Raw genomic sequence first — 22,628 nt, 5'->3', positions numbered from 1 at the left:
CAATCCCATGACCGAGTATCTGCTTACCCTTTCGTGCGGCAATCTTCCGGGCATCGTTGCAGCGATTGCCACCGCGATTTTCAACCATGGCGGGAATATCACCGAGGCCTCGCAATTCGACGACATCGAAGCCAACCGCTTTTTCATGCGGCTGGTGTTTACCGTCGATGACGGCGCCGACGAGGCGGCGATCGGGCGCGATCTCGGCGCGATTGCCGAAAAATTCGCCATGGACTGGACCTGGCGGCGGCGCGATCACCTGCAAAAGGTGCTGCTGCTGGTCAGCAAGTTCGACCATTGTCTTGTCGATCTGCTCTATCGCCTGAAAATGGGCGAAATCGCGATGGATGTGGTCGGCGTCATCTCGAATCACCCGCGTTCGGCGCTGAGCGACATCAATCTGGGCAGCATCCCCTTTCACCATCTGCCCGTCACCCGCGAAACCAAGGCCGAACAGGAAGCGCAGATCCGCGCGATCGCGACCGAAACCGGCGCCGATCTGGTCGTGCTGGCGCGCTATATGCAGATCCTGTCGGATGAAATGGCCGCCTGGCTGTCGGGGCGCTGCATCAACATCCACCATTCTTTCCTGCCCGGCTTCAAGGGGGCCAAGCCCTATCACCAGGCGCACGAACGCGGGGTGAAGCTGATCGGGGCAACCGCGCATTACGTGACCGGCGATCTCGACGAAGGCCCGATCATCGAACAGGATGTCGAGCGTATCACCCACGCCGATCGCGCCGACGATCTGGTGCGCAAGGGGCGCGACATCGAACGGCGCGTGCTCGCCCGCGCGGTGCAATTGCATCTTGATGGCCGCAGTCTGTTGCATGGGAACAAGACCGTGGTATTCCGCGACTGATGGCACAAATTATCGATGGTCGCGCGATTGCGCGCGAAGTTCTGGCACGCACCGCCGACGAGGTTGCGGCGATGGTTGCCGCGACAGGGCAGGCGCCCGGTCTGGCCGTGATTCTGGTCGGGCATGATCCTGCCAGCGAAGTCTATGTCGGTCGCAAAGTCGGGCAATGTCGCAAGGCGGGCATCCGCTCGATCGAGCATCGCCTGCCCGAAACGACGCCCGAGGCGGACCTGCTGGCGCTGATCGATACGCTCAATGCCGATCCGGCGGTGCACGGCATTCTCGTCCAATTGCCGTTGCCGCGCGCGATTGATGCCGGGCGCGTGCTCGACCGCATTGCGCCGGGCAAGGATGTCGACGGCTTTCACCCGGTCAATGTCGGGCGGCTGTCGACCGGCACCGGGGGGCTGGTGCCATGCACGCCGCTGGGCATCATGATGCTGATCGACACGGTGATCGACGATTATCGCGGGCTCAATGTCTGCGTGATCGGCAAATCGAACATCGTCGGCAAACCGGTCTCGATGCTGCTGCTCGAACGCGAGGCGACTGTCACCGTCACCCATATCGAAACGCGCGATTTGCCCGACATTGCGCGCAAGGCGGACATCATCGTGGCCGCCGCCGGGGCGCCGCATCTGGTGCGCGGCTATTGGGTCAAGCCCGGCGCGGTGGTGATCGATGTCGGCATCAATCGCGTGACGGACCCGGACGGCACGACCCGGATCATCGGCGATTGCGCCACGCATGAGCTTGACCATGCCCGCGCGGTGACCCCGGTTCCGGGCGGGGTCGGCCCGATGACGATCGCCTGCCTGCTGGCCAACACGGTCAAGGCCGCCAAGACCGCCGCGATCGCGTGACAATCCCTCCTTTATATTCCTATTGGGAAATTCTGTTTCTTCGCGATTGACATGATCCCGGTCTGCGGACTATCCCGGTCGACAGGCGTTCGGGAGAATTGTGATCATGTGTGGAATTGTCGGCCTGTTCCTGAAGGACCCGGCGCTGGAGCCCGATCTGGGCCGGTTGCTGGCGGACATGTTGGTGGTCATGACCGACCGGGGGCCCGACAGCGCGGGCTTTGCCGTCTATGGCGGCGGCGATGCCGGTCATCTGAAAGTGACCGTGCGCGGGCCCCGGCTCGACGAAGTGGAAGACGCGCTGGCCGGGATTGCCCGGGCTGTGCGCCGCGACACCCATCTCGTGCTGTCCTTTGCGGTTTCGCTTGAGGAACAAGTGCGCGGCTGGCTGGCGCTGCATCGCCCCGATCTGGTGGTGACCGGCTCGGGCCAGCGCATCGAATTGTACAAGGAAGTGGGCCTGCCCCGCCAGGTCGCCGATCGTTTCGCGCTTCCCGCGATGGCCGGCACGCATGGCATCGGCCACACCCGCATGGCCACCGAAAGCGCGGTGACGACCGATGGTGCGCATCCCTTTTCGACCGGGCGCGATCAGTGTCTGGTGCACAATGGCTCGCTGTCGAATCACCGTTCGCTGCGCCGCCGGCTGGAGCGCGAAGGACTGAGCTTTGTCACCGACAACGACAGCGAAGTCGCCGCCGGGTATATCAGCTGGCGCTTGCGCGAAGGCGACAGCCTGACCACCGCGCTCGAAGCCGGGCTGGAAGATCTCGACGGGTTTTACACGTTCGTCATCGGCACCGAAAACGGCTTTGCGGTGATGCGCGATCCCATTTCGTGCAAGCCCGCCGTGATGGCCGAAACCGATCGCTATGTCGCCTTTGGCTCGGAATACCGCGCTCTGGTCGGCCTGCCCGGAATCGAGCAGGCCCGCATTTTCGAGCCCGAACCTGCTCATGCCTATGTCTGGGAGCGCAACTGATGCCCGCTTTCGACCTTGCCGTAACCACCAGGCGCGAACTCAACGCTGCGCTGCACGCGTTGCCCGCCAATACCAACGAAACCCATTGGCACGTCGCCAATCCCGAAGGCGCTCATGCGCTGGCCGCCGGGGTCAATGCCCCGGTCACGATCGAGATCGACGGCCACGCGGGCTATTACTGCGCGGGCATGAATCAACTCGCGACCGTGATCGTCAATGGCAATGTCGGGGTCGGCGTTGCCGAAAACATGATGTCGGGCCGGGTCCATGTCAAAGGCGATGCCAGCCAGGCGGCGGGCGCGACGGCGCATGGCGGCCTGCTGGTGATCGACGGCAATGCCTCGGCGCGCTGCGGCATTTCGATGAAAGGCGTCGACATCGTGGTCAAAGGCTCGATCGGCCCGATGAGCGCGTTCATGGCGCAGGCGGGCAATCTGGTCGTGCTGGGCGATGCCGGTGAAGCGCTGGGCGATTCCCTTTACGAAACGCGCATTTTCGTACGCGGCGCGGTCAAGAGCCTGGGCGCCGACTGCATCGAAAAGGAGCTGCGCCCCGAACACGAGGAAATCCTGACGAAACTGCTTTTGGATGCAGGGGTCGAAGGGGTCAGTCCGCAGGAATTCCGTCGCTATGGCTCGGCACGCGGGCTTTACAATTTCCACGTCGACAACGCCTCGGCCTACTGAGGAACGCCCAGATGGACAATTCCCACATTCCGCAGACTCTGCCGCGTTATTCCGCGACGTTCGATCCGCATACGCTGTCCGAAATCCGCCGTGCGGCGGCGACCGGCATCTATGACATTCGCGGCGGCGGCACCAAGCGTTCGCTGCCCCATTTCGACGACTTGCTGTTTCTCGGCGCTTCGGTGTCGCGCTATCCGCTGGAAGGCTATCGCGAAAAGTGCGCCACCGACGTGTGGCTCGGCACCCGCTTTGCGAAAAAGCCGATTCATCTCAAGACGCCGGTCACGATTGCGGGAATGAGCTTTGGCGCGCTGTCGGCGCAGGCCAAGGAAGCGCTGGGGCGCGGTGCGACCCTTGCCGGGACCAGCACGACGACCGGCGACGGCGGCATGACGCCCGAAGAGCGTGGCCAGTCGCAGACGCTGATCTATCAATACCTGCCCAGCCGCTATGGCATGAACCCCGATGACATCCGCAAGGCCGATGCCATCGAAGTGGTGATCGGGCAGGGCGCCAAGCCGGGCGGTGGCGGGATGCTGCTGGGGCAGAAGATTTCCGACCGCGTGGCGGCGATGCGCACTTTGCCCAAGGGCATCGATCAGCGATCGGCCTGCCGTCACCCCGACTGGACCGGGCCCGACGATCTTGAAATCAAGATCGAGGAACTGCGCGAGATTACCGATTGGGAAAAGCCGATCTACGTCAAGGTCGGCGCGACCCGGCCTTATTACGATGTCGCGCTGGCGGTGAAATCGGGCGCCGATGTCGTCGTGCTCGACGGCATGCAGGGCGGCACGGCGGCAACGCAGGAAGTGTTCATCGAACACGTCGGCATTCCGATCCTCGCCGCGATCCGCCCGGCGGTGCAGGCGCTGCAGGATCTGGGCATGCATCGCAAGGTGCAGCTGATCGTGTCGGGCGGTATCCGCAATGGCGCCGATGTGGCCAAGGCGCTGGCGCTGGGCGCCGACGCCGTGGCGATCGGCACGGCGGCGCTGATCGCGCTGGGCGACAACGATCCGCACCACGAGCCCGAATATCAGGCGCTGGGCACTACGGCGGGCGCCTATGACGACTGGCACGAAGGCAAAGACCCCGCCGGGATCACCACGCAGGATCCGATCCTGTCGGCGCGGCTCGATCCGGTGGCGGCGGGGCGGCGGCTGGCCAACTATCTCGCGGTGCTGACGCTCGAAGCGCAGACCATCGCGCGGGCCTGCGGCAAGAGCCACCTGCACAATCTGGAACCGGAAGACCTGGTCGCGCTGACCATCGAGGCCGCCGCGATGGCGCGGGTGCCGCTGGCGGGAACCAACTGGATCCCCGGTCAGCAGTTTTGATCCCTTTTCGAAAGATGCCGCGATGACCACCGATCTTGCCGAAATCGCCCGGGACAAGGGCATCAAATACTTCCTCGTATCCTACACCGACTTGTTCGGCGAACAGCGTGCCAAGCTGGTTCCGGCCTCGGCGATCGGCGAGATGCAGAAAAACGGTGCGGGCTTTGCCGGTTTTGCGACATGGCTCGACATGTCGCCTGCCGATCCCGATCTGTTTGCCATTCCCGATCCGGCCAGCCTGATCCAGTTACCGTGGAAACCGCAAGTGGGCTGGCTGGCGTCGGATCTGTGGATGGCGGGCAAGCCGGTTGCCGCATCCCCGCGCAACGCGCTCAAGGCGCAGATCGCGCGCGCGGCGGCGCTGGGCTATCAGCTCAAGACCGGGGTGGAATGCGAATTCTTCCTGATCAGCCCGGATGGCCGCACGCTGTCGGATGCGGACGATACCCATGGCAAGCCGTGTTACGACGAACAGGCCCTGATGCGCCGCTATGACGTGATCACCGAGATCTGCGACGCGATGCTCGAACTGGGGTGGAAACCCTATCAAAACGACCACGAAGACGCCAATGGCCAGTTCGAGATGAACTGGCACTATGACGATGCGCTGGTGACCGCCGATCGCATGGCATTTTTCAAGTTCATGGCCAAATCGGTGGCCGAAAAGCACGGCATGCGCGCAACGTTCATGCCCAAGCCGTTTATCGACCTGACCGGCAACGGCTGTCACATCCATCTTTCGCTGTGGCAGGGGGCGGACAACGCCTTTGCCGGGGCGGACGACATTACCGACGTGGCGCGCCATTTCATCGGCGGCCTGCTGCACAGCGCCCCGGCGATGGCGGCGATCACCAATCCCACGGTCAACAGCTACAAGCGGATCAATGCCCCGCGCACCAATTCTGGCGCAACCTGGTCGCCCAATTCGGTGACCTGGACCGGCAACAACCGCACCCACATGATCCGCGTGCCCGAGCCCAACCGGCTCGAACTGCGGCTCGCCGATGGGGCGGTCAATCCCTATCTGTTGCCCGCCGTCGCGCTGGCTGCGGGGCTCGACGGGCTGATCAACGCGCGCGATCCAGGGCCGCGTCTCGACATCAACATGTATACCGAGGGCGAAAAGGTCACCAACGTACCCAAGCTGCCGCTCAACTTGCTCGACGCCATTCGTGCGCTCGAAGCGAGCGATGTGCTGACACAGGCGCTGCCCGAACTGGTGCCGTCCTATACCAAGCTCAAGCATTCGGAATGGAACGACTATGCGCGCCACCTGACCGATTGGGAACGCGCGAACACGCTCGATTGCTGAGTCCGCTCAACACGTCGACATGAAAAAGGCTGCGGCGATCGGGTAGATCGCCGCAGCCTTTTTTTGATGGAGGGGAGAAGCCCCGCCCCTGAAGGCTACGTCATTCACACATCACGGCCATGAAAATTTACACCTGAAATCAATGAGGTATAAACCATCGTCATTCCCGCCTTCGCGGGAATGACGAACAAAAATGGAATGTGTGAACGCCATTGCCCTGAAGGGCAGGGGTTTTATTACTGCAGGCGATAGTGGAAATCGTAGCCCGTCGCCTTGGCATCGCGCGCGTGGATCAGCATTTCGCCGCGCGCACCGCGATACGCCCCGGTGCCGCCCATCACCGCCAGCACCGTGTCGCCGCCGTCATCGACCGGCCCGTCGACCATGATCTGGCCCTTGGCGAGCATCATGGTCCAATGGCATTCCCACGATTTGCCCACGATCATGCGCACGCAATAGCCGTGATCGACGCCGAGTTTCTTGACATTGGCGGCATCGTAGATCGGGTTGGTAAAGGTCATGACATCGCCGACATTGTCCGCCGCCGTGCCGCCCTTGATGCTGACGGTGTCGGTATCGGCGCGCTCGACGACATCGAGCTTCGTGCCGTGCGCGGGCGCGGCACAAGCCGGGCCTGCAAGGCTGAGCGCGGCAAGAGCGGCCCATACGGTGATTTTGTGTGACATCCTCGTTCGCTCCTCATTCGGGCGCCAAAGCGGGCGCCGGGTTCGTTCAGGCTTTTGCAACCGGGCGCTTGCGCAGCCAGGCATCGCCCGCAGGCGCGTCGCTGCGGTCATGGGGGCGACCGGCCAGCATGTAGAACAGCCCGGTGACGATCACGCCGCCAAAAGTCAGCGCCATGCCATAGCTGGTATACCACGGCATATCGCCATCGGCGGGGCGCAGCATGATCAGGATCGAGCCGACGCCCCAGACAATCCCGGCCAGATTGATCGGCAGGCCCCAGGCGCCCAGATGAAATTTGCCGTGCGGCTGCCAGCCGCGCAGGCGGGCGAACGTCGCGCCGAGCACCACCATCTGGAACCCGGCATAGATGCCCACCACCGCAAAGCTGACGATCGTCGCCACGGCATCGGCAAAGAACATGCCGAGCACGAGGATCGCGCAAGCGATCAGCCCCGAAACGACCAGCGCATTCATCGGTACGTGGTGCGTTTTCGACACTTTGCCGAGCCAGTCGCTCGCCACGACCATTTCGTCGCGGGCATAGGCATAGAGCAGGCGGCTCGCGGCGGCCTGCATGCTGAGCGCGCACGACAGGAACGAGACGAGCACGATCAGCACTACGCCTTTCGCCCCGATCGGCCCGAACGCGACAATCAGCGCATCCTCGATCGGATTGGCAATGCGCCCGCTGATCACGCCCATGACATCGGGCAGCGACAGGATCAGCGCCAACGCCACGAAAATCGATGCCGCCATGCCGACATAGATGGTCGATTTCATCGCCTTGGGAATGGCAACGCCGGGATTGGGCGTTTCTTCGGCGACATCGCCGCAGGCTTCAAAGCCATAGCAGGTAAACAGGCCGACAATCGCCGCCCCCAGGAACGCGGGGCCGTAAGACCCGTTCTTGACCAGACCATAAGTATGGAAAATCGCCCCGATCGACTGGTGGCGATGAAACAGCAGGAGAAACGCACCGACCACGATCGCGCCGAGGATTTCACAGATAAAGCCGAACATCGCGACCCGCGCCAGCGTGCGCGTGCCCGCAAGGTTGGTCAGCGTCGAAACCGCGACGATGGCGATGGCGATCAGCCCTGCTGACACCGGCGTCGTCTGGAATCCGAGCAGCGGGCCGACAAACGGCGCTGCGCCCGCCGAAACCGCCGCGATCGAGGTAAACAGCGCCCAGCCATAGACCCAGCCGGCCATCCATGCCCATTTCTTGCCGACCAGACGGCGGCACCAGGGATAGAGCCCGCCCGAAATCGGGAATTGCGAGACGACTTCGCAAAACGTCAGGCAGACGATCATCTGCCCGACGGCGGCGATCAGATACCACCAGATCATCGGCGGGCCACCGGCGGCCATGCCGATGGCAAACACCGAATAGACCCCGACCACCGGCGACAGATAGGTAAAGCCGAGCGCAAAATTTTCCCACAGGGACATCGAGCGCTCGAATTGCGCCGAATAGCCAAGGGCCTTCAGTTCGTCGTCGTCGGTGTTCGTCAAGTCGGTCATGGACACTGGTTTCCCCCCGGAAAGGTCAGAGCTTGATCATGATGTGGCGCGGGCAGGTATAGTCTTCGAGCGCATAGAGGCTCATGTCCTTGCCGTAACCCGACTGCTTGAAACCGCCATGCGGCATCTCGCTGGTCAGCATGAAATGGGTGTTTACCCAGGTGCAGCCATAGCGCAGCGCCGCAGCGACGCGCATCGCCTGACCAACATCCTTCGACCAGACCGAGGATGCAAGCCCGTAATCGGAATCGTTGGCCCAGCCGATCACCTGATCGACATCGTCAAAGCGCGTGATCGATACCACCGGCCCGAACACTTCGCGGCGCACGATCTCGTCGCTCTGCTGCGCATGGGCGATGACCGTCGGCTGGAAATAGAATCCCGGCCCGTCGCCCGGCGCGCCGCCGGTGGCGATTTCGATATGGGGCTGTTCGGCAGCGCGCGCCACGAACGCGGCCACGCGCGAACGCTGCCGTTCGGAAATCAGCGGGCCCAGTTCGTTGTCGTCATCGTTGCTCTGGTCAAAACGCAAGGTGCCGACCGCGTTCGCCAGTTCGGCGACGAGCCGGTCATAGACCGCATCGGCGCAATAGATGCGACAGGCGGCGGTGCAGTCCTGCCCGGCGTTGTAGAACCCGAAGGTGCGCAGCGCAGACACCACTTCGTCAATATCGGCATCGGCGAGCACGATCACCGGCGCCTTGCCGCCCAGTTCGAGGTGTGTGCGCTTGATCGTCTTGGTCGCGGCGGCAAGCACTTTGCGCCCGGTCGAAATGTCGCCGGTAACCGAAACCATGCCGACCGCAGGATGGTTGATGAGGTGGCTGCCGACGCTTTCGCCGCGGCCATGGACAACGTTGATGACCCCGGCGGGGAACAGCGCGGCGGCATCTTCGGCCAGCTTGAACGTGGTCAGCGGAGTCAGTTCCGACGGCTTGAGCACGACCGTGTTGCCGACCGCAACCGGCGCCGCGATTTTCCAGATCGCCATCATCAGCGGATAGTTCCACGGCGCGATCGCGCCCACCACGCCGATCGGATCGCGGCGGATCATCGAGGTATGGCCGGGCAGGTATTCGCCCGCCAGCGGCCCGTGCAGCGTCCGCGCCGCGCCTGCAAAAAAGCGCACGCAATCGACAATCGCCGGGATCTCGTCATTGAGCACGAGGTGATAGGGCTTGCCGCAATTGAGCGCTTCGAGCCGGGCGTAGTCTTCGGCCTGCGCCTCGATCCGGTCGGCCAGCTTGAGCAGGAGCGCGCTGCGTTCGCCCGGCGTGGTGCGCGACCATGAGGCAAAGGCGGCGGTGGCGGCGGCAACGGCGGCGTCGACTTGCGCCAGCGAGGCTTCGGCAATGTCGACAATCGCGGCGCCGGTGCGCGGATTGATCAGGCGCTCGGCCGGTTCCTGCCCGGTTTCAAAGCTGTCGCCGATGCACATCTGCAAATTCATGTCAGGCCCCCGATTACGGATAGTGGTGTGCGAAGATTTGGCGGAGCGAGGCGCCGCCTGCGCGGAAAAGCTATCCAAGCCATCGAGTCTTCACCATTTCAAATAGGGCAATCACGTTTTCGCCATTGGCGAAGGCAGGTCGGCTGCCTGCGGATTGCGCACCGCCGACAGAAAGCCCTTGAGCACCGGCGATTGTTCGGCGCCGCGCCGCCAGACGATGCTGACCCGCGCCGGACGGGGCGGATCGGCCAGCGCGCGCGCCTCGACCCGGTCGCCTTCGAGCGACCAGCGGCGAAAGGCCAGATCGGGCATCGCCGCCACGCCCGCGCCGGTGGCAACCAGGCTGCGCACCGCCTCGACCGAGCCGGTGCGGACCAGCACGTTGAGCCGCGCGCCAGCCTTGCGCCAATGCTTTTCGGCGGTTTCGGCAATCTCGTCGGTGGCGAGAAAAATCATCGGCATGCCTTCGAGCGCGGCGATCTCCACCGTGCTGTGGCGCGCCAGCGGATGATCGGCGGCCATCCACAGGCGATAGGGCGATGACTGGATATGCATCGCCTGCAAGCCCTGTCCCGGCTCGTCTTCGGGCAGGATCACCGCCGCCGCATCGAGCTCGCCGCCGATCAGCAGATGTTCCAGATCCTCGCGCGTGTCCTCGAGTATCGAGACCTGCGGATTGGGGAAAGACTGGCGAAACCGCGCCAGCAGTTCGGCCAGGACGTATCCTGCCAGCAAGGGCGTCACGCCCAGATTGATTCGCCCCGCAACGAGCGACGGATCGGTCTCCAGGCTGCGCCGCGCTTGCACCACGGATTCGAGAATCGTGCGGGCATGGCGCAGGAACTGCTGCCCCTTGATGGTCAGCTCCATGCCTCGTGCGCGGCGTTCGAACAGCCGGCAGGCAAGGCTTTCTTCCAGATCCTGGATCGCCACGGTGATCGAGGATGGCGTGACATTGAGCGTCTTGGCCGCGTTCGACAGCGAACCCAGCTCGGCAATCGCGACGAAATATTGAATCTGACGAAAGGAAAAGGCCATTGTTCGAATTTATCAACAGGTCGCGCGCCGTCAATCGCGTGACCTGCCGACGTTTAACAAAGGTGGTGCTCAGCCGACGGCGGTGCGCTTGGTCTTTTGCGGATCGTCAAACGGCAGGGGCTGCGCCTTGGCCGCGACACTGCCTTGCGCGCCGACCAGTGTCAGGTCGGTGCCGGCCACGGCAAACGCCGGTTCCAGCCGGGCAATGCCGAGCGAACGGCCGGTCAGTTTCGAGACCATGCCGATCGTGATCACGCCGACTTCGCGCCCGTCGACGGTCAGCTTGTCGCCGGTTTCGGGCGCCTTGTCCGAAGTCAGTTCGACGCCGTAGATCCTGAAGCGTTCCTTGCCCTTGAGGCGGGCGTGCGCGTCGGCGCCGCGAAACCCGGTCTTGCCCGGGCTGACCGTGAAATCGAGCCCCAGTTCCCACAAGCTGTCGCCGACCGAGCCGTCGGCAAAGGGGAAGTATTCCGACATGTCATAGGGATAGAACAGCAAATAGCTTTCGACACGCAGCAGGTCGAGCGCGGTGAACGCGGCGGGACCGATGCCCAGCGCCTTGCCCTTTTCAAGGATCGTGTCCCAGATCAGCGGGGCGTCGACCGAGCGGCAAAAGATTTCATAGCCGCGTTCGCCGGTATAGCCGGTGCGCGAAATCAGCACCGGCGCGCCAAACAGCTTTGCGCCCATGTGGCTGAAATATTTGAGATCGCGGATGCCGGGGACATGATCGGCCAGGAAATCGACCGCCGCCGGGCCCTGCAGCGACAAATCGTGCAAGTCATCGTCGAACAGCATCGCGACATTGCGCCCCTGGCTCGCCGCGACGAGCGCTTCATGCCCGGCCCCTGCGCCATGGACCACCATCCAGCTGTCGGGGCCCATGCGATAGAGAATGCAATCGTCGATGAAATGGCCGTCGTCGTCGAGCATCGTGGCATAGGCCGAACGGCCCGGCGCGATCTTGCCCACGCTGCGCGTGGTGACCATGTCGAGCACGCCATTGGCATGGGGGCCGACCAGATGCATCTTTTTAAGCCCGGACACGTCCATCAGTCCCGCTCGCGTGCGGATCATGGTATGATCGTCCTGCACATCGTGCGCATAAGTCCAGGCGGTGCCCATGCCGTTCCAGTCCTCAAGGGCGGAACCGAGCGCGCGGTGACGGCTGGAAAGTGCGGAATGACGCCAGGAATCGGGCATGAACAACCTCTTGTGCAGCAGGCGGCGCGCCCGGTCGAAAAGACCAGTGGCCGGCCTGAAATTGGTTTCCTCTACGGAAAATCCGTTTATCAAGGGGGGTGTCTTCTGTCGAGGCGCCATTTGCCTCATTGACAATTATATTTCCTCTTGAGAAAGTTTCCGCTCATTCACGCTTGGAGTCCGTCATGTCTCCCGCTTTGTTTTTCCCCTGTCAAAGGGTTCTGACTGCATGAGTACCGGAACCGCGAGCAACCGGCCGCGCTATGCCCCGCTTGCGCCCGATCCGCGGGCGCGGGCGCATCTGCTGGTGACGGATCATCAGGACATCGCCGAGGCCGCCTTTGCGCCGGGCATCGGCCTGGCCGATTTTCCCGAGCGCTGGGATGTGGTGGCCCATGCGCTTGTCCTGCCCGAACCGTTTGGCGGGCCCGGCGTGCAGCATTTCCGGTCGGCAAGCCATTTGCTGGCTCTGTTGCGCCATCGCCTGGCCGCCGAGACGATGGGGCTGCGGCTTTATGTCACCGGCAGCGAGCCGTTTGTCTGGGATGCCGCGCGGGTGGCGATCGAGGCGGGCATGGGGCGCGAGGAAATGCGCCTGTTTGCGACCGGAAAGCCGGTGCGCCGGGTCAGTTGCGTGCATTGCCGCACGATCAATCCGGGCGTGACCACGACTTTGGTGACATGCGCCGGCTGCGGCGTCGTGCTGACCGTGCGCGACCATTTTTCCCGCGTGCACAATGCCTGGATGGGCGTGCAGTGCGATGCCGAAGTGCCGGGCGAAGTGCCGGCGATCGAGGATCTTTCCGCATGACGAATGCCCGAACGCTCCATCTGAAAGTTGCGCGTGCCGATGGGATCGCACCGACCTTGCGCCGCGTGCATCTGGTCGCGGCGGACGGCGCGCGGCTGCCCCCTGCCGCGCCGGGCGCGCATATCACGCTGACTCTGCCTGCGCCTGCGGGCGGACGGCCCCTCCACAATTCCTATACGCTGGTCTCGGCCGATCCCGAGGCGGGGTACGAAGTGATCGTGCGCCTGTCCGAGCGTTCGCGCGGGGGATCGCGCCATGTTCACGAGAGCCTCGCGCCCGGCGACGGGATCGAGGCGACGGCGCCGCACAATCTGTTTGCGCTGCACAGCCAGGCCAAAAAGCATCTGTTGATCGGCGGCGGCATCGGCGTGACTCCGATGATCGCCTTTGTCACCCATTTGCGCGAACAGGGTGCGTCGTTCGAACTGCACCAGATTGCGGCCCCTGCCGAAGTCGGCGTCTTCGAAGCGTTGCTGGCGCCGCGTGCCGGAGAGCGCATCCATATCCACGCCGGTCGCGACGCGTTCGGCCTGACTGCGCTGCTCGCCGCGCAGCCGCTGGGGACGCATGTCTATGCGTGCGGCCCCGCCGGGCTGATGGACGGGGTCGAAGCCGCCGCCGCCGCGCTCGGCTGGCCCGAAACCCATGTGCATCGCGAGGATTTCGGCGCGGCAGGGGGCGAACCTTTCGTGCTGCGCCTCGCCGCGTCGGGGATCGAAATCGCGGTGGCGGGCGATCAGACCATGCTCGAAGCGATCGAGGCGGCGGGTGTGGACACGCCGTCGCTGTGCCGCGGTGGGGCCTGCGGCGTGTGTATGCTGCCGGTCAGCGAGGGCACACCCGAACATCGCGATCATTATCTGAGCGAAGCCGAGCGCGGGGCAGGCTGCCTCGTCATGCCATGCGTCTCGCGCAGCCGCAGCGCGACGCTCGTGCTCGACATCTAGTTTAGACCTGAGGATTTTTTGAACAATGGCGACCCGGTTCAAGTCCGACGAGACGTTTCGCGACGATTATCGCTATGGCAACAGCGATGAGGGCGTTTTGCGCTTTCCATTTCCGTTCGTCGAAGACAGCTACATGTATTCGGTCAACATGGAGCCGCATACCCGCTCCGCAACGCCGGGGGTGTTTGCCGCCGCGTTCGATGTCGACGAACACTATGTCACCGAATGCGCCGAACGCGCCAGGGCGCTGGCGCTCGAACCGGGCCGCTGCATGGTGCTGCCGCACATGCGCGATGCGGAATGGGACACGCTCGAGCTGATCATGGAAAGCCTGGCGCTCGATTATCCCGATCAGTTCACGCTCGAACGGCACGGGCTCGACTGGACCTGGACCAATCGTCCGCTGGGGATTCACCAGAGCTTTCGCTTTGGCGATGCCACGACTTTGCCGCATCCGCCGTTCGAATATATCGTGCGTCAGGCGCAGGGCGATTTCACCTTGCAGGATCAGCGCGACGGCACGCTTTATATCGACGGCGGCGTTGCCACGACTCCGGCCGACTGGAGCCTGGCGTTCGATGTGGGGATGACGTTCCACGAATGGCATGGGCCGGTGCCGCTGGCGCATCAGGCCGGGGTATTCGACCGGGCGCTGCAATATCTCATGCGCATCCGCTATGGCGAGCCCGCGCGGCGGCTCAACTGGACGATGACGGTCCATCCCCGGCTCGACACGTCGCCCGAAAACTATCCGCTGTGGGGCCCCGATCGCGCCGGTCTGACGGCTGAAAACATAGGTTCGCAACTGTTTCTGCGTGTCGAATTGCAGAGCCTGTTTCGCCTGCCGCGATCGAATGCGCTGCTGTTCGGGATTCGCACGTATCTGGCCAGCCTCGATGATCTGACGCGCGTGCCCAAGTGGGGGCGGCGCCTGCACCGGGTGATGCGCGATCTGCATCCCGACATCGCCGGGTACAAGGGCCTGACTCGCTATCACGACGTGCTGGTCGCGCATCTGGCCCAATTCGACGACGGTGAGCCGACGACGCCGGGCATCGCTGCGGACATTGCGGTGTTGCCCGCCTGATTGCATGCCAATGCTTGTCTTTCCGGGCTTTGCGCTTCTATGCTGAACGCCTTGGAGGACATGATGGCACGACGCGCGCGCGGGACCGAAGATCAAAACCGGACAGGGCCGGATGCACCGCCGTCGGCGGAGCATTTCCCGACCGGCTCGGGTGCGCCGCGCAACGATCCGCGCGCGCTGGAAAAGGCGCTCGGGCTGCGCGTGCGGCAATTGCGTCGTCAGCAGGATCTGTCGGTCGCCGATCTCAGCGCAGCGGCGGGGCTGTCGACCGGCATGCTGTCGAAAATCGAAAACGGGCAGATTTCGCCTTCGCTGACCTCGGTGCATTCGCTGGCGCAGGCGCTCAATGTGCCGATTTCGGCCTTGTTCGCGCTTGCCGAAGACCGGCAGGATTGTTCCTATGTCGCCGCCGGGCAAGGGGTGAAGATCGAGCGGCGCGGCACCAAGGCGGGCCATATCTATCAATTGCTGGGCCATTTGCTCAGCGGCGATCTGGCGATCGAGCCCTACATGATCACGCTGTCGGCCGATGCCTTGCCCTATACCAGCTTTTCGCACAGCGGGACCGAGCTGATCTACATGCTTGAAGGCGAGCTTTGCTATCGCCACGGCGATCGCAGCTATGATCTCAAGCCGGGCGATACGCTGTTGTTCGACAGCCAGGCCCAGCATGGCCCCGAAACGATGGGGCAGGGCGTGATTCGCTATCTTTCGATCATCGTCTACCCGCGCGCGGGCAATACCGGCGGCTGAACGCCCGATTGCGCGCCATCGGCGTGCGCCGGACATTCTTTTTAAGAAATTATTTTTCTCCATAGTTGACCCATGCGGACCTGCCGGTTATCCCATGATCACCGGGCGGGAGAAGTTTGGATGTGCGCAAACGTCGCGCTTCACAGTGGGGTTGTGGGTTTTGCCCAAGTCCTGCCGCGAGTGCGGGGCGGGATCGTCATTCAAATTGCGGCGTTTTCCCAGTCGTCATGCCCAATCAGCGATTTTGTTGTGGCGAACAGTCGTTCGCGCTTTTGTGATCATCTCGGGTTTTCGCGTTGAATTTTCAGTAAACACGCGAAAACCTTGCCTGGAGACGGGAGGCATTCATGGCCAAGCGAATTGCAGTGATTGGTGCCGGTGCGAGCGGACTTGCCGTGTTGCGGGCGTTTCAAAGTGCCAAGGCCAAGGGGATCGACGTTCCCGAAGTGGTCTGCTTTGAAAAGCAGGAAGATTGGGGCGGCCTGTGGAAATACACCTGGCGCACCGGGCTCGATCAGTATGGCGAGCCGGTCCATGGCTCGATGTATCGCTATCTGTGGTCCAATGGGCCCAAGGAATGCCTTGAATTCGCCGACTATTCCTTTGAGGAACATTTCGGTCGCCCGATCCCGTCGTATCCGCCGCGCGCCGTGCTGCATGACTATATCATGGGCCGGGTCGAAAAGGCCGGGGTGCGCCCGTTCGTGCGTTTCAACAGCCCGGTCCGCTGGGTGTCGTGGGATCCCGAAACCAGCCTGTTCACCGTGCGGGTCAAGGACCAGATCGCCGATGAAACCTATGAGGAAACGTTCGATCACGTGATCGTCTCGTCGGGCCATTTCTCCACGCCCAACGTGCCCGAATTCGAAGGGATCGAAACGTTCCCCGGTCGGGTAATGCATGCGCACGATTTCCGTTCGGCCGATGAATTCGCCGGCAAGGACGTGCTGATGGTCGGCAGTTCCTATTCCGCCGAAGACATCGGGACGCAGTGCATCAAGTATGGCGCCAACTCGGTGACCTTCAGCTATCGCACCAATCCGCTGCCGTTCGACTGGCCCGAACAGTTCGAGCAGCGCCCGTTGCTGACCAAAGTCGAAGGCGATATTGCGCACTTCATCGACGGCACGTCCAAGAAAGTCGACGGCATCGTCTTGTGCACGGGCTATATCCATCACTTCCCGTTCCTGCCCGACGAACTGCGCCTGATTACGCACAACCGGCTCTATCCGGGCAACTTGTGGCAGGGCGTGGTCTGGCAGGACAATCCGAACCTGTTCTACGTCGGCATGCAGGACCAGTATTTCACGTTCAACATGTTCGATGCGCAGGCCTGGTTCGTGCGCGACCTGATCCTGGGCAAGCTCGACCTGCCCGATGCCGAGACCCGCGCGGCCAGCATCGCCGATTGGCAGGGCCGCGAGGAAGCTGCGGGCACTCCGGAAGAGCAGATCGATTTCCAGGCTGCCTATGTCAGCCAGCTGATCGCCGCGACCGACTATCCCACGCTCGATACCGCCGCCGTGGCCGCGCTGTTCAAGCAATGGGAGCACGACAAGGAGGCCGACATCATGGGCTATCGCGATCATTCCTATCGCTCGGTCCTGACCGGCACGGTCAGCCCGCGCCATCACACCCGCTGGATGGAAGCGCTCGACGATTCGCTCGAAGCGTTTCTCGCCACCAGCGACGCCACGGTCTGATCGCGAAGGAGCGGTAGGCGATTCCATGACAAGCGCCGCTCTCGCCGAAGTGCCTTTCCCGACCCCCGGAGACGTCCTCATCGTCGTTTCCGGGGGCGGCGAGGCCCGGTTCGATCTTGCTCCGGGCGACCGGGTGCGGATCATCGATCCCGAAGGGCTTCAGCCGGGCGTGCTCGTGCTGCGCGGGCCCGAAGGTGAAGACCGCATCGCGCTGTTTGGCGATGCATCGCCCGCCGGGGCGGACCATGGCTTTACCGCGCAGACGGCGCTGTCGTGCACGCTGTCGGCCCCCGGCACGGCGATGGCGCCCGATGCGCAGGACGCGGCCACCGATCTGCATGTGCGCATCGCGCGCGCCGATCCGGCCAGCGACTTGCCCCCGCCCTTGGCCGAGCCGCTGCTCGATCTGCGCGTGCCGGCGGCGAGTGCGCGCGCCTATCGCGTGCGGGCGGGCGATTATATCCAGATCATCGATGTCGCCGGGCGGCAATGTTCGGACTTTGTCGCATTCGATGCCGCCGCGCTCGATCAGGGGCGCGAACTCGGGATCGATGCGACAGTCACGCGCACGCTGATGGGGCGCAGCTTTTCCAGCCCCGGGCTGCATGCGCGCTATTTCGATGCGGGGCTGCGGCCGCTGGTCGAAGTGGTGCAGGATACCGTCGGGCGCCACGATACTTTTCTGCTCGCTTGCGCTGCCAGGTATTACGACGATCAGGGCTATCCCGGGCATCCCAACTGCACCGAGAATTTCAACCGCGCGCTCGAACCGCATGGCGTTGCGCCGCGCGCGGGTTGGCCGGCGATCAACTTCTTTTACAACACCTTCGTCGGCGCCGATGAAACGATCGCGATGGACGAACCGTGGTCGCGACCGGGCGACTATGTGCTGTTGCGCGCGCTGACCGATCTGGTTTGCGCTTCATCGGCCTGCCCCGACGACATCGATCCGGCCAATGGCTGGAATCCGACCGATATTCACGTCCGCCTCTATGACAGGAGTGCCGCGCCCGCCGCCGGCAATGCCCATCGCATGACACCAGACGCACCCGCCCGGCTCACCCGCGAGACCGGATTTCACCCGCGCACCACAGATCTCACCCGCCAGATGGTCGATTATCGCGGATTCTGGCTGCCCACGGCTTATACCAATCATGGCGCGATCGCCGAATACTGGGCCTGTCGCCAGCGGGCCGCGCTGATCGACCTGTCGCCATTGCGCAAGTTCGAAGTGACCGGCCCCGATGCCGAGGCGCTGATGGATCTGGCCGTGACGCGCGACATGACCAAGCTCGCCGTCGGGCAGATCGTCTATACCGCGATGTGCCACGAAACCGGCGGGATGATCGATGACGGCACGGTGTTCCGGCTGGGCCCGACCAATTTCCGCTGGGTTTGCGGCGATGACTGGTGCGGGGTCTGGCTGCGGCAACTGGCCGCCGAACGGGGGCTGCAGGCCTGGGTCCGTTCGTCGACCGATCAGCTTTCCAATGTCGCGCTGCAAGGGCCGCTGTCGCGCGCAATCCTGTCTCCGCTGGTGACGACCCCGGCGCATCGCCCGACGGTTGCCGAACTGGGCTGGTTCCGCTTTACCACCGGGCGCATCGGCGACATTCCGGTGGTCGTTTCGCGCACCGGCTATAGCGGCGAACTCGGCTATGAAATCTGGTGCCATCCGACGCGCGCGCCGGATCTGTGGGATGCGCTGATCGAAGCCGGTGCGCCGCACGGGATCTTGCCCTGTGGGCTCGATGCGCTCGACATCCTGCGGATCGAGGCGGGGCTGGTGTTCGCCGGCTATGACTTCTGCGATCAGACCGATCCGTTCGAAGCCGGGATCGGCTTTGCCGCGCCCAAGTCGAAGCGCAGCGCGTTTATCGGATCCGAAGCGCTCGCGCGCCGCCGGGAGCATCCGCAGCGCGTGCTCGCCGGGCTGGCCATCGAAGGCGCAGAACATGTCGGCCATGGCGATCCGGTCTATGCCGGTCGCGTGCAGGTCGGCGTGATCACCAGTGCCACGCGCTCGCCCATTCTGGGGCAGACCATTGCGCTGGCGCGGCTCGATGTCAGCCAGGGCGCGCTCGGCACTGCGCTGACCATCGGCAAGCTCGACGGTCAGCAAAAGCGCATCGGCGCCGAAGTCGTGCGCTTTCCCCACTACGATCCGGACAAGACGCGCGTCCGTTCCTGATCCCCCGCTATTGCCCAACGGCAAGAAGGACAAATGATGGCAAGTGTGGCGCAGGCCGAAAGTTCCGGCATCCCGGCAGAGACGGCTGGCCTGCAACGCGGGATCGACTGGACCGGCGCGTTCTGGATCGCCAGCGGCGTGCCTGCGCTGGTGCTGTTTTCGATCGGCACGATTGCCGCCTCGGTCGGCATGGCCTCGTGGCTGGTGTGGATGGTCTCGATCCTGTTCGGGTTTGTCCAGGCCTTCAGCTATGCCGAAATCGCCGGGCTGTTTCCCAACAAGTCGGGCGGGGCCTCGGTCTATGGCGCGGTTGCCTGGGCGCGTTATTCAAAGCTGTTTGCGCCGGTTTCGGTGTGGTGCAACTGGCTCGCCTGGTCGCCGGTGCTGACGATCGGATCGGGACTGGCGGCGGGTTTTTCGCTGTCAATCCTGTTCGGGCCGGATGCCGCGATCAACACCTGGCATCTGACTTTGCTCGATCTGTCGTTCCTCAAGGCGGGGTTGTCCTTGCGGATCAATGCCACGGCGATCATCGGCGCGGCGTTTTTGCTGATTGCCTTTGCGATCCAGCATCGCGGGATCAGCTCGACCGCGCGCACGCAAGTCGTGCTGGGGGTGATCGCGCTGCTGCCGCTTTTGCTGATCGGTCTGGTCCCGCTGATCACCGGGGACATGCCGCGCCACAATCTTTGGCCGATCGTGCCGCTGGCGCACGATGCCGCAGGGCACCCGGTCAATGGCCATTGGGACGCGGCGGGGATCTCGATTTTCCTCGGCGGGCTGTTTGTCGCGGCCTGGTCGACTTATGGCTTCGAGACGGCGGTTTGCTACACGCGCGAATTCCGCGATCCCAGCAAGGATACGTTCAAGGCGATCCTCTATTCGGGTCTGTTGTGCATTGTCGTGTTCACGCTTGTCCCGATCAGCTTTCAGGGCGTGCTCGGGCTGAACGGGATGCTTTCGCCCGAAATTGCCAACAACATGGGCGTGGCCAAGGCGATGGCCGGGATGATCAAGGTCGGGCCGGTGATCGGCCCGGTGATCGGCAATATTATCGTGGTGATGATGATTCTGGCGCTGCTGCTGGCGATCATCATGTCGATGGCCGGGTCATCGCGCACGCTCTATCAGGCTTCGGCGGACGGCTGGTTGCCCAAATATCTCAGCCGGGTGAACCGTGCCGGTGCGCCGACGGCGGCGATGTGGACCGATCTCGGCTTCAATCTCCTGCTGCTGTCGATGTCGGACTATGTCTTCGTGCTCGGCGTGTCGAACGTCTGCTATATCCTGTTCAACTTCCTCAATCTCAATTCGGCGTGGATTCACCGGCTCGATCGGCCCGGCTGGGAACGGCCCTATCGCGCGCCGACGCTCTTGCTGGCGGCGGGCACGATCCTGTCGTTCGTCAATCTCGCCCTGATGGGCGTGGGCGCCGACATGCTGGGCAAGGGCACGCTTTACACCGGGATTGCCTGCGTCGCGCTGATCGTGCCGGTGTTCATGTGGCGCCACTATGTCGTCGACAAGGGCCGCTTTCCCGAAGACATGCTTGAAGACCTGCACTTGCGGCCCGAACCCGGCGTCAAGACCGGCGCGGGATACCTGCCGCATCTGACCGTTCTGGCGGGCATCGCCGTCATCGCGGTCAGTCACTGGCTGGCGGTTTTGCCCTAAGCGGCAGGTTCGCGAAAGGCTTCGTCGATTTCGACTTGCCAGCCGATGGCGAGGCGGTTGGTTTCGTTGGCCAGCCCGACGATCGCCAGCAATTCGCCCAATTGTTCGTCGGTCATGCCCTTTTCGCGCGCGGCGGCGGTATGCGAGGCGATGCAATAGGCGCAATTGTTGGTGGCGCTGACTGCGACATAGATCATTTCCTTGGTCAGCGGGTCGATCGCCGAAGGGCGCCCCATGACCTCCTTGATCGCGCTCCAGATCCGGCGCAGCGTTGCCGGGTGATGCGCGATCACCAGCCAGAAATTGTTGATCCAGTCGCGCTTTCGCGTGGCGCGGATGTCATCATAGACCGCGCGGACTTCGTCGCTGGCATCGGCATAGACAATCGGTTTGGGCATGGCGGTTCCTGAATCGAGAGTGGGGGGCGATCAATCCTGAGGGACGATCGCGACGACGCGGGCGGGAAAGCCCGAACCCTTTTCCGGCTTGGGAAAGCTGACCATGACCAGCGCGCCCGCTTCGGGCACCTGATCGAGATTGGCGAGCAGCTCGATCTGGAAATGGTTGGTGCCCAGAATATAGCTTTCGAGCGAATAGTCGTCGCGCGTCGTGGCCACGCCCGGATCGGTGTCGGTGGTTTCATGGCCCGAGCTGGTGATGTGGCGCGTTTCATACAGATACGTCAGCACCGGGCGGCTCCATCCCGGATAATGCGCAACCCCTTTGGCATCGACATTCTGCAGCGCATCGTTGTCGGGCCAGCGATGCGACCAGTCGGTGCGCAGCGCGACAAAGGCGCCTTCGGGAATCGGCCCATGGCGGCTTTCCCACGCGCGCACATCGTCCATCGTCACGACATAGTCGGGATCGCGCGCCACTTTGTCATGCACGTCGATGACCACCAGCCGCAGCAGGAATTCGCGCGGATCGATCTGGTCGACCGTATGCAGCCCTTCGTGGAAGTGCGCGGGCGGATCGACATGGGTGCCCCATTGCCCGGGGTGGGTGAAGATGTCGATGTTGAACTGATCGTGCTTGATCGTGAAAGGGCGTTCGACGTGTTCGTCGGGCATGCCTTTCCAGTGCGGCGTGCCAGGCGCAAAGCTGTGCGTGAGGTCGACGAACCGACCGGCGTGGAGCGTCCGGTACGCCTGATCAAAGGCTGCTGCGCCGGAATCGGGCGCGGCCTGCGCGCTTGCCGCCATGATGGACAGCGATGCGGCGATCGCCAGCGGCATGCGGAAGATGGTGCGCATGATGGGGGTCTCCTTCAAACCGGGAATGGATGCCGGGGGCCTGTTTCGCCCCGGCCGAACGTATGGGCAAGAGCCTGCATCCCTTTTTGCGGGAGGGCCTTTTTGCGGGAGGGCCTTTTTGCGGGAGGGCGCAGCAAGGGCGGCCCGGACGACGCGCTGCCATGCTATCGATGCAAGGGGTGTCTGCATGGAGCGTTTCAGGCATTACAACTTTTGCGCGTGTTGACAGATTCTGTATCATTCAATACGTTTCGCCGAC

The 22,628-nt window shown here is 63.4% G+C and carries 20 protein-coding genes; 13 read left to right on the top strand and 7 right to left on the bottom strand.

The features are described from left to right. Positions 1–7 precede the first annotated feature (7 nt). The 6 genes from purU (at position 8) to glnT (ending at position 6,045) form a co-directional block, all read left to right on the top strand. Complete coding sequence (gene purU / locus AQZ50_RS13610) at positions 8–862, top strand: formyltetrahydrofolate deformylase (protein ID WP_067747004.1); 855 nt, start codon at positions 8–10, stop codon at positions 860–862. Beyond that, on the top strand, positions 862–1,725 hold the full coding sequence (locus AQZ50_RS13605) for a bifunctional 5,10-methylenetetrahydrofolate dehydrogenase/5,10-methenyltetrahydrofolate cyclohydrolase (protein WP_067747003.1): 864 nt from the start codon (positions 862–864) through the stop codon (positions 1,723–1,725). Before purU ends, AQZ50_RS13605 begins: the two co-directional genes overlap by 1 nt. 106 nt (positions 1,726–1,831) lie before the next feature. Further along, complete coding sequence (locus AQZ50_RS13600; RefSeq protein WP_067747002.1) at positions 1,832–2,707, top strand: class II glutamine amidotransferase; 876 nt, start codon at positions 1,832–1,834, stop codon at positions 2,705–2,707. After that, a complete protein-coding gene (locus AQZ50_RS13595) occupies positions 2,707–3,393 on the top strand; it encodes a GltB/FmdC/FwdC-like GXGXG domain-containing protein (RefSeq protein ID WP_067747001.1) in 687 nt (228 codons plus the stop codon). Before AQZ50_RS13600 ends, AQZ50_RS13595 begins: the two co-directional genes overlap by 1 nt. Before the next feature lie 11 nt (positions 3,394–3,404). After that, the gene (locus AQZ50_RS13590; protein WP_067747000.1) at positions 3,405–4,733 is read left to right on the top strand and encodes an FMN-binding glutamate synthase family protein; all 1,329 of its coding nucleotides are present in this window, start codon (positions 3,405–3,407) and stop codon (positions 4,731–4,733) included. Between the two features lie 22 nt (positions 4,734–4,755). Then, positions 4,756–6,045, top strand: a complete 1,290-nt coding sequence (glnT, locus tag AQZ50_RS13585) for a type III glutamate--ammonia ligase (RefSeq protein WP_067746999.1) — start codon at positions 4,756–4,758, stop codon at positions 6,043–6,045. 236 nt (positions 6,046–6,281) lie between these two features. Here the strand turns inward: glnT and AQZ50_RS13580 are convergent, their stop codons facing one another. The 5 genes from AQZ50_RS13580 to AQZ50_RS13560 all read right to left on the bottom strand — a co-directional run bounded on the left by AQZ50_RS13580 (position 6,282) and on the right by AQZ50_RS13560 (position 11,947). Then, complete coding sequence (locus AQZ50_RS13580) at positions 6,282–6,731, bottom strand: allene oxide cyclase family protein (RefSeq protein ID WP_067746998.1); 450 nt, start codon at positions 6,729–6,731, stop codon at positions 6,282–6,284. Between the two features lie 46 nt (positions 6,732–6,777). After that, positions 6,778–8,256, bottom strand: coding sequence for an APC family permease (locus AQZ50_RS13575; protein WP_067746997.1), 1,479 nt, complete (start codon positions 8,254–8,256; stop codon positions 6,778–6,780). Between the two features lie 25 nt (positions 8,257–8,281). Further along, the gene (locus AQZ50_RS13570; RefSeq protein ID WP_067746996.1) at positions 8,282–9,706 is read right to left on the bottom strand and encodes a gamma-aminobutyraldehyde dehydrogenase; all 1,425 of its coding nucleotides are present in this window, start codon (positions 9,704–9,706) and stop codon (positions 8,282–8,284) included. Between the two features lie 111 nt (positions 9,707–9,817). After that, positions 9,818–10,744, bottom strand: coding sequence for a LysR family transcriptional regulator (locus tag AQZ50_RS13565; RefSeq protein WP_067746995.1), 927 nt, complete (start codon positions 10,742–10,744; stop codon positions 9,818–9,820). A 69-nt stretch (positions 10,745–10,813) separates the two neighbouring features. Next, on the bottom strand, positions 10,814–11,947 hold the full coding sequence (locus AQZ50_RS13560; RefSeq protein ID WP_067747053.1) for an aminomethyl transferase family protein: 1,134 nt from the start codon (positions 11,945–11,947) through the stop codon (positions 10,814–10,816). Between the two features lie 229 nt (positions 11,948–12,176). On the opposite strand from AQZ50_RS13560, the gene AQZ50_RS13555 reads away from it, so the two are divergent. The 7 genes from AQZ50_RS13555 to AQZ50_RS13525 all read left to right on the top strand — a co-directional run bounded on the left by AQZ50_RS13555 (position 12,177) and on the right by AQZ50_RS13525 (position 21,113). Further along, positions 12,177–12,758 carry a dimethylamine monooxygenase subunit DmmA family protein gene (locus AQZ50_RS13555; RefSeq protein WP_067746994.1) on the top strand — a complete coding sequence of 194 codons (582 nt, stop codon included), beginning with the start codon at positions 12,177–12,179 and terminating at the stop codon, positions 12,756–12,758. Next, positions 12,755–13,705, top strand: a complete 951-nt coding sequence (locus tag AQZ50_RS13550) for a PDR/VanB family oxidoreductase (protein ID WP_067746993.1) — start codon at positions 12,755–12,757, stop codon at positions 13,703–13,705. The genes AQZ50_RS13555 and AQZ50_RS13550 overlap by 4 nt, the downstream gene beginning before the upstream one ends. A gap of 25 nt (positions 13,706–13,730) precedes the next feature. Beyond that, positions 13,731–14,792 (top strand): heme-dependent oxidative N-demethylase family protein, encoded by a 1,062-nt coding sequence (locus AQZ50_RS13545; RefSeq protein ID WP_067746992.1) that lies wholly within the window; start codon positions 13,731–13,733, stop codon positions 14,790–14,792. Between the two features lie 63 nt (positions 14,793–14,855). Then, positions 14,856–15,545: a helix-turn-helix domain-containing protein gene (locus AQZ50_RS13540; RefSeq protein ID WP_231730289.1), complete on the top strand. Its 690-nt coding sequence runs from the start codon at positions 14,856–14,858 to the stop codon at positions 15,543–15,545. A 347-nt stretch (positions 15,546–15,892) separates the two neighbouring features. After that, on the top strand, positions 15,893–17,248 hold the full coding sequence (locus AQZ50_RS13535; protein ID WP_067746990.1) for an NAD(P)-binding domain-containing protein: 1,356 nt from the start codon (positions 15,893–15,895) through the stop codon (positions 17,246–17,248). Between the two features lie 25 nt (positions 17,249–17,273). Continuing rightward, entirely contained in the window at positions 17,274–19,439 is a 2,166-nt protein-coding gene (locus AQZ50_RS13530; RefSeq protein WP_067746989.1) for a trimethylamine N-oxide demethylase, read from the top strand. Between the two features lie 36 nt (positions 19,440–19,475). Continuing rightward, the gene (locus AQZ50_RS13525) at positions 19,476–21,113 is read left to right on the top strand and encodes a trimethylamine N-oxide permease (RefSeq protein ID WP_067747052.1); all 1,638 of its coding nucleotides are present in this window, start codon (positions 19,476–19,478) and stop codon (positions 21,111–21,113) included. Here AQZ50_RS13525 and AQZ50_RS13520 read toward each other — a convergent pair. Both AQZ50_RS13520 and AQZ50_RS13515 read right to left on the bottom strand, forming a co-directional pair. Beyond that, positions 21,110–21,511 (bottom strand): carboxymuconolactone decarboxylase family protein, encoded by a 402-nt coding sequence (locus AQZ50_RS13520; protein ID WP_067746988.1) that lies wholly within the window; start codon positions 21,509–21,511, stop codon positions 21,110–21,112. The two genes, AQZ50_RS13525 and AQZ50_RS13520, sit on opposite strands and share 4 nt — an antisense overlap. A 30-nt stretch (positions 21,512–21,541) precedes the next feature. After that, positions 21,542–22,369, bottom strand: coding sequence for a cyclase family protein (locus tag AQZ50_RS13515; protein WP_067746987.1), 828 nt, complete (start codon positions 22,367–22,369; stop codon positions 21,542–21,544). Positions 22,370–22,628 lie beyond the last annotated feature (259 nt).

Origin of the sequence: Novosphingobium sp. Fuku2-ISO-50 (assembly GCF_001519055.1) — a bacterium.
Lineage (GTDB): Bacteria > Pseudomonadota > Alphaproteobacteria > Sphingomonadales > Sphingomonadaceae > Novosphingobium.
This window is presented reverse-complemented; position numbering and strand designations above follow the sequence as displayed.

Excerpts from the sequence above, each read along its gene's own strand:
- AQZ50_RS13590 (WP_067747000.1), top strand. The coding sequence starts at position 3,405 with ATGGACAATTCCCACATTCCGCAGACTCTGCCGCGTTATTCCGCGACG.
- glnT (WP_067746999.1), top strand. The coding sequence starts at position 4,756 with ATGACCACCGATCTTGCCGAAATCGCCCGGGACAAGGGCATCAAATAC.
- AQZ50_RS13540 (WP_231730289.1), top strand. The coding sequence starts at position 14,856 with ATGGCACGACGCGCGCGCGGGACCGAAGATCAAAACCGGACAGGGCCG.
- AQZ50_RS13555 (WP_067746994.1), top strand. The coding sequence starts at position 12,177 with ATGAGTACCGGAACCGCGAGCAACCGGCCGCGCTATGCCCCGCTTGCG.
- AQZ50_RS13545 (WP_067746992.1), top strand. The coding sequence starts at position 13,731 with ATGGCGACCCGGTTCAAGTCCGACGAGACGTTTCGCGACGATTATCGC.
- AQZ50_RS13525 (WP_067747052.1), top strand. The coding sequence starts at position 19,476 with ATGGCAAGTGTGGCGCAGGCCGAAAGTTCCGGCATCCCGGCAGAGACG.
- AQZ50_RS13600 (WP_067747002.1), top strand. The coding sequence starts at position 1,832 with ATGTGTGGAATTGTCGGCCTGTTCCTGAAGGACCCGGCGCTGGAGCCC.
- AQZ50_RS13580 (WP_067746998.1), bottom strand. The coding sequence starts at position 6,731 with ATGTCACACAAAATCACCGTATGGGCCGCTCTTGCCGCGCTCAGCCTT.
- AQZ50_RS13565 (WP_067746995.1), bottom strand. The coding sequence starts at position 10,744 with ATGGCCTTTTCCTTTCGTCAGATTCAATATTTCGTCGCGATTGCCGAG.
- AQZ50_RS13535 (WP_067746990.1), top strand. The coding sequence starts at position 15,893 with ATGGCCAAGCGAATTGCAGTGATTGGTGCCGGTGCGAGCGGACTTGCC.
- AQZ50_RS13595 (WP_067747001.1), top strand. The coding sequence starts at position 2,707 with ATGCCCGCTTTCGACCTTGCCGTAACCACCAGGCGCGAACTCAACGCT.
- AQZ50_RS13520 (WP_067746988.1), bottom strand. The coding sequence starts at position 21,511 with ATGCCCAAACCGATTGTCTATGCCGATGCCAGCGACGAAGTCCGCGCG.
- purU (WP_067747004.1), top strand. The coding sequence starts at position 8 with ATGACCGAGTATCTGCTTACCCTTTCGTGCGGCAATCTTCCGGGCATC.
- AQZ50_RS13575 (WP_067746997.1), bottom strand. The coding sequence starts at position 8,256 with ATGACCGACTTGACGAACACCGACGACGACGAACTGAAGGCCCTTGGC.
- AQZ50_RS13530 (WP_067746989.1), top strand. The coding sequence starts at position 17,274 with ATGACAAGCGCCGCTCTCGCCGAAGTGCCTTTCCCGACCCCCGGAGAC.
- AQZ50_RS13560 (WP_067747053.1), bottom strand. The coding sequence starts at position 11,947 with ATGCCCGATTCCTGGCGTCATTCCGCACTTTCCAGCCGTCACCGCGCG.
- AQZ50_RS13570 (WP_067746996.1), bottom strand. The coding sequence starts at position 9,706 with ATGAATTTGCAGATGTGCATCGGCGACAGCTTTGAAACCGGGCAGGAA.
- AQZ50_RS13605 (WP_067747003.1), top strand. The coding sequence starts at position 862 with ATGGCACAAATTATCGATGGTCGCGCGATTGCGCGCGAAGTTCTGGCA.
- AQZ50_RS13515 (WP_067746987.1), bottom strand. The coding sequence starts at position 22,369 with ATGCGCACCATCTTCCGCATGCCGCTGGCGATCGCCGCATCGCTGTCC.
- AQZ50_RS13550 (WP_067746993.1), top strand. The coding sequence starts at position 12,755 with ATGACGAATGCCCGAACGCTCCATCTGAAAGTTGCGCGTGCCGATGGG.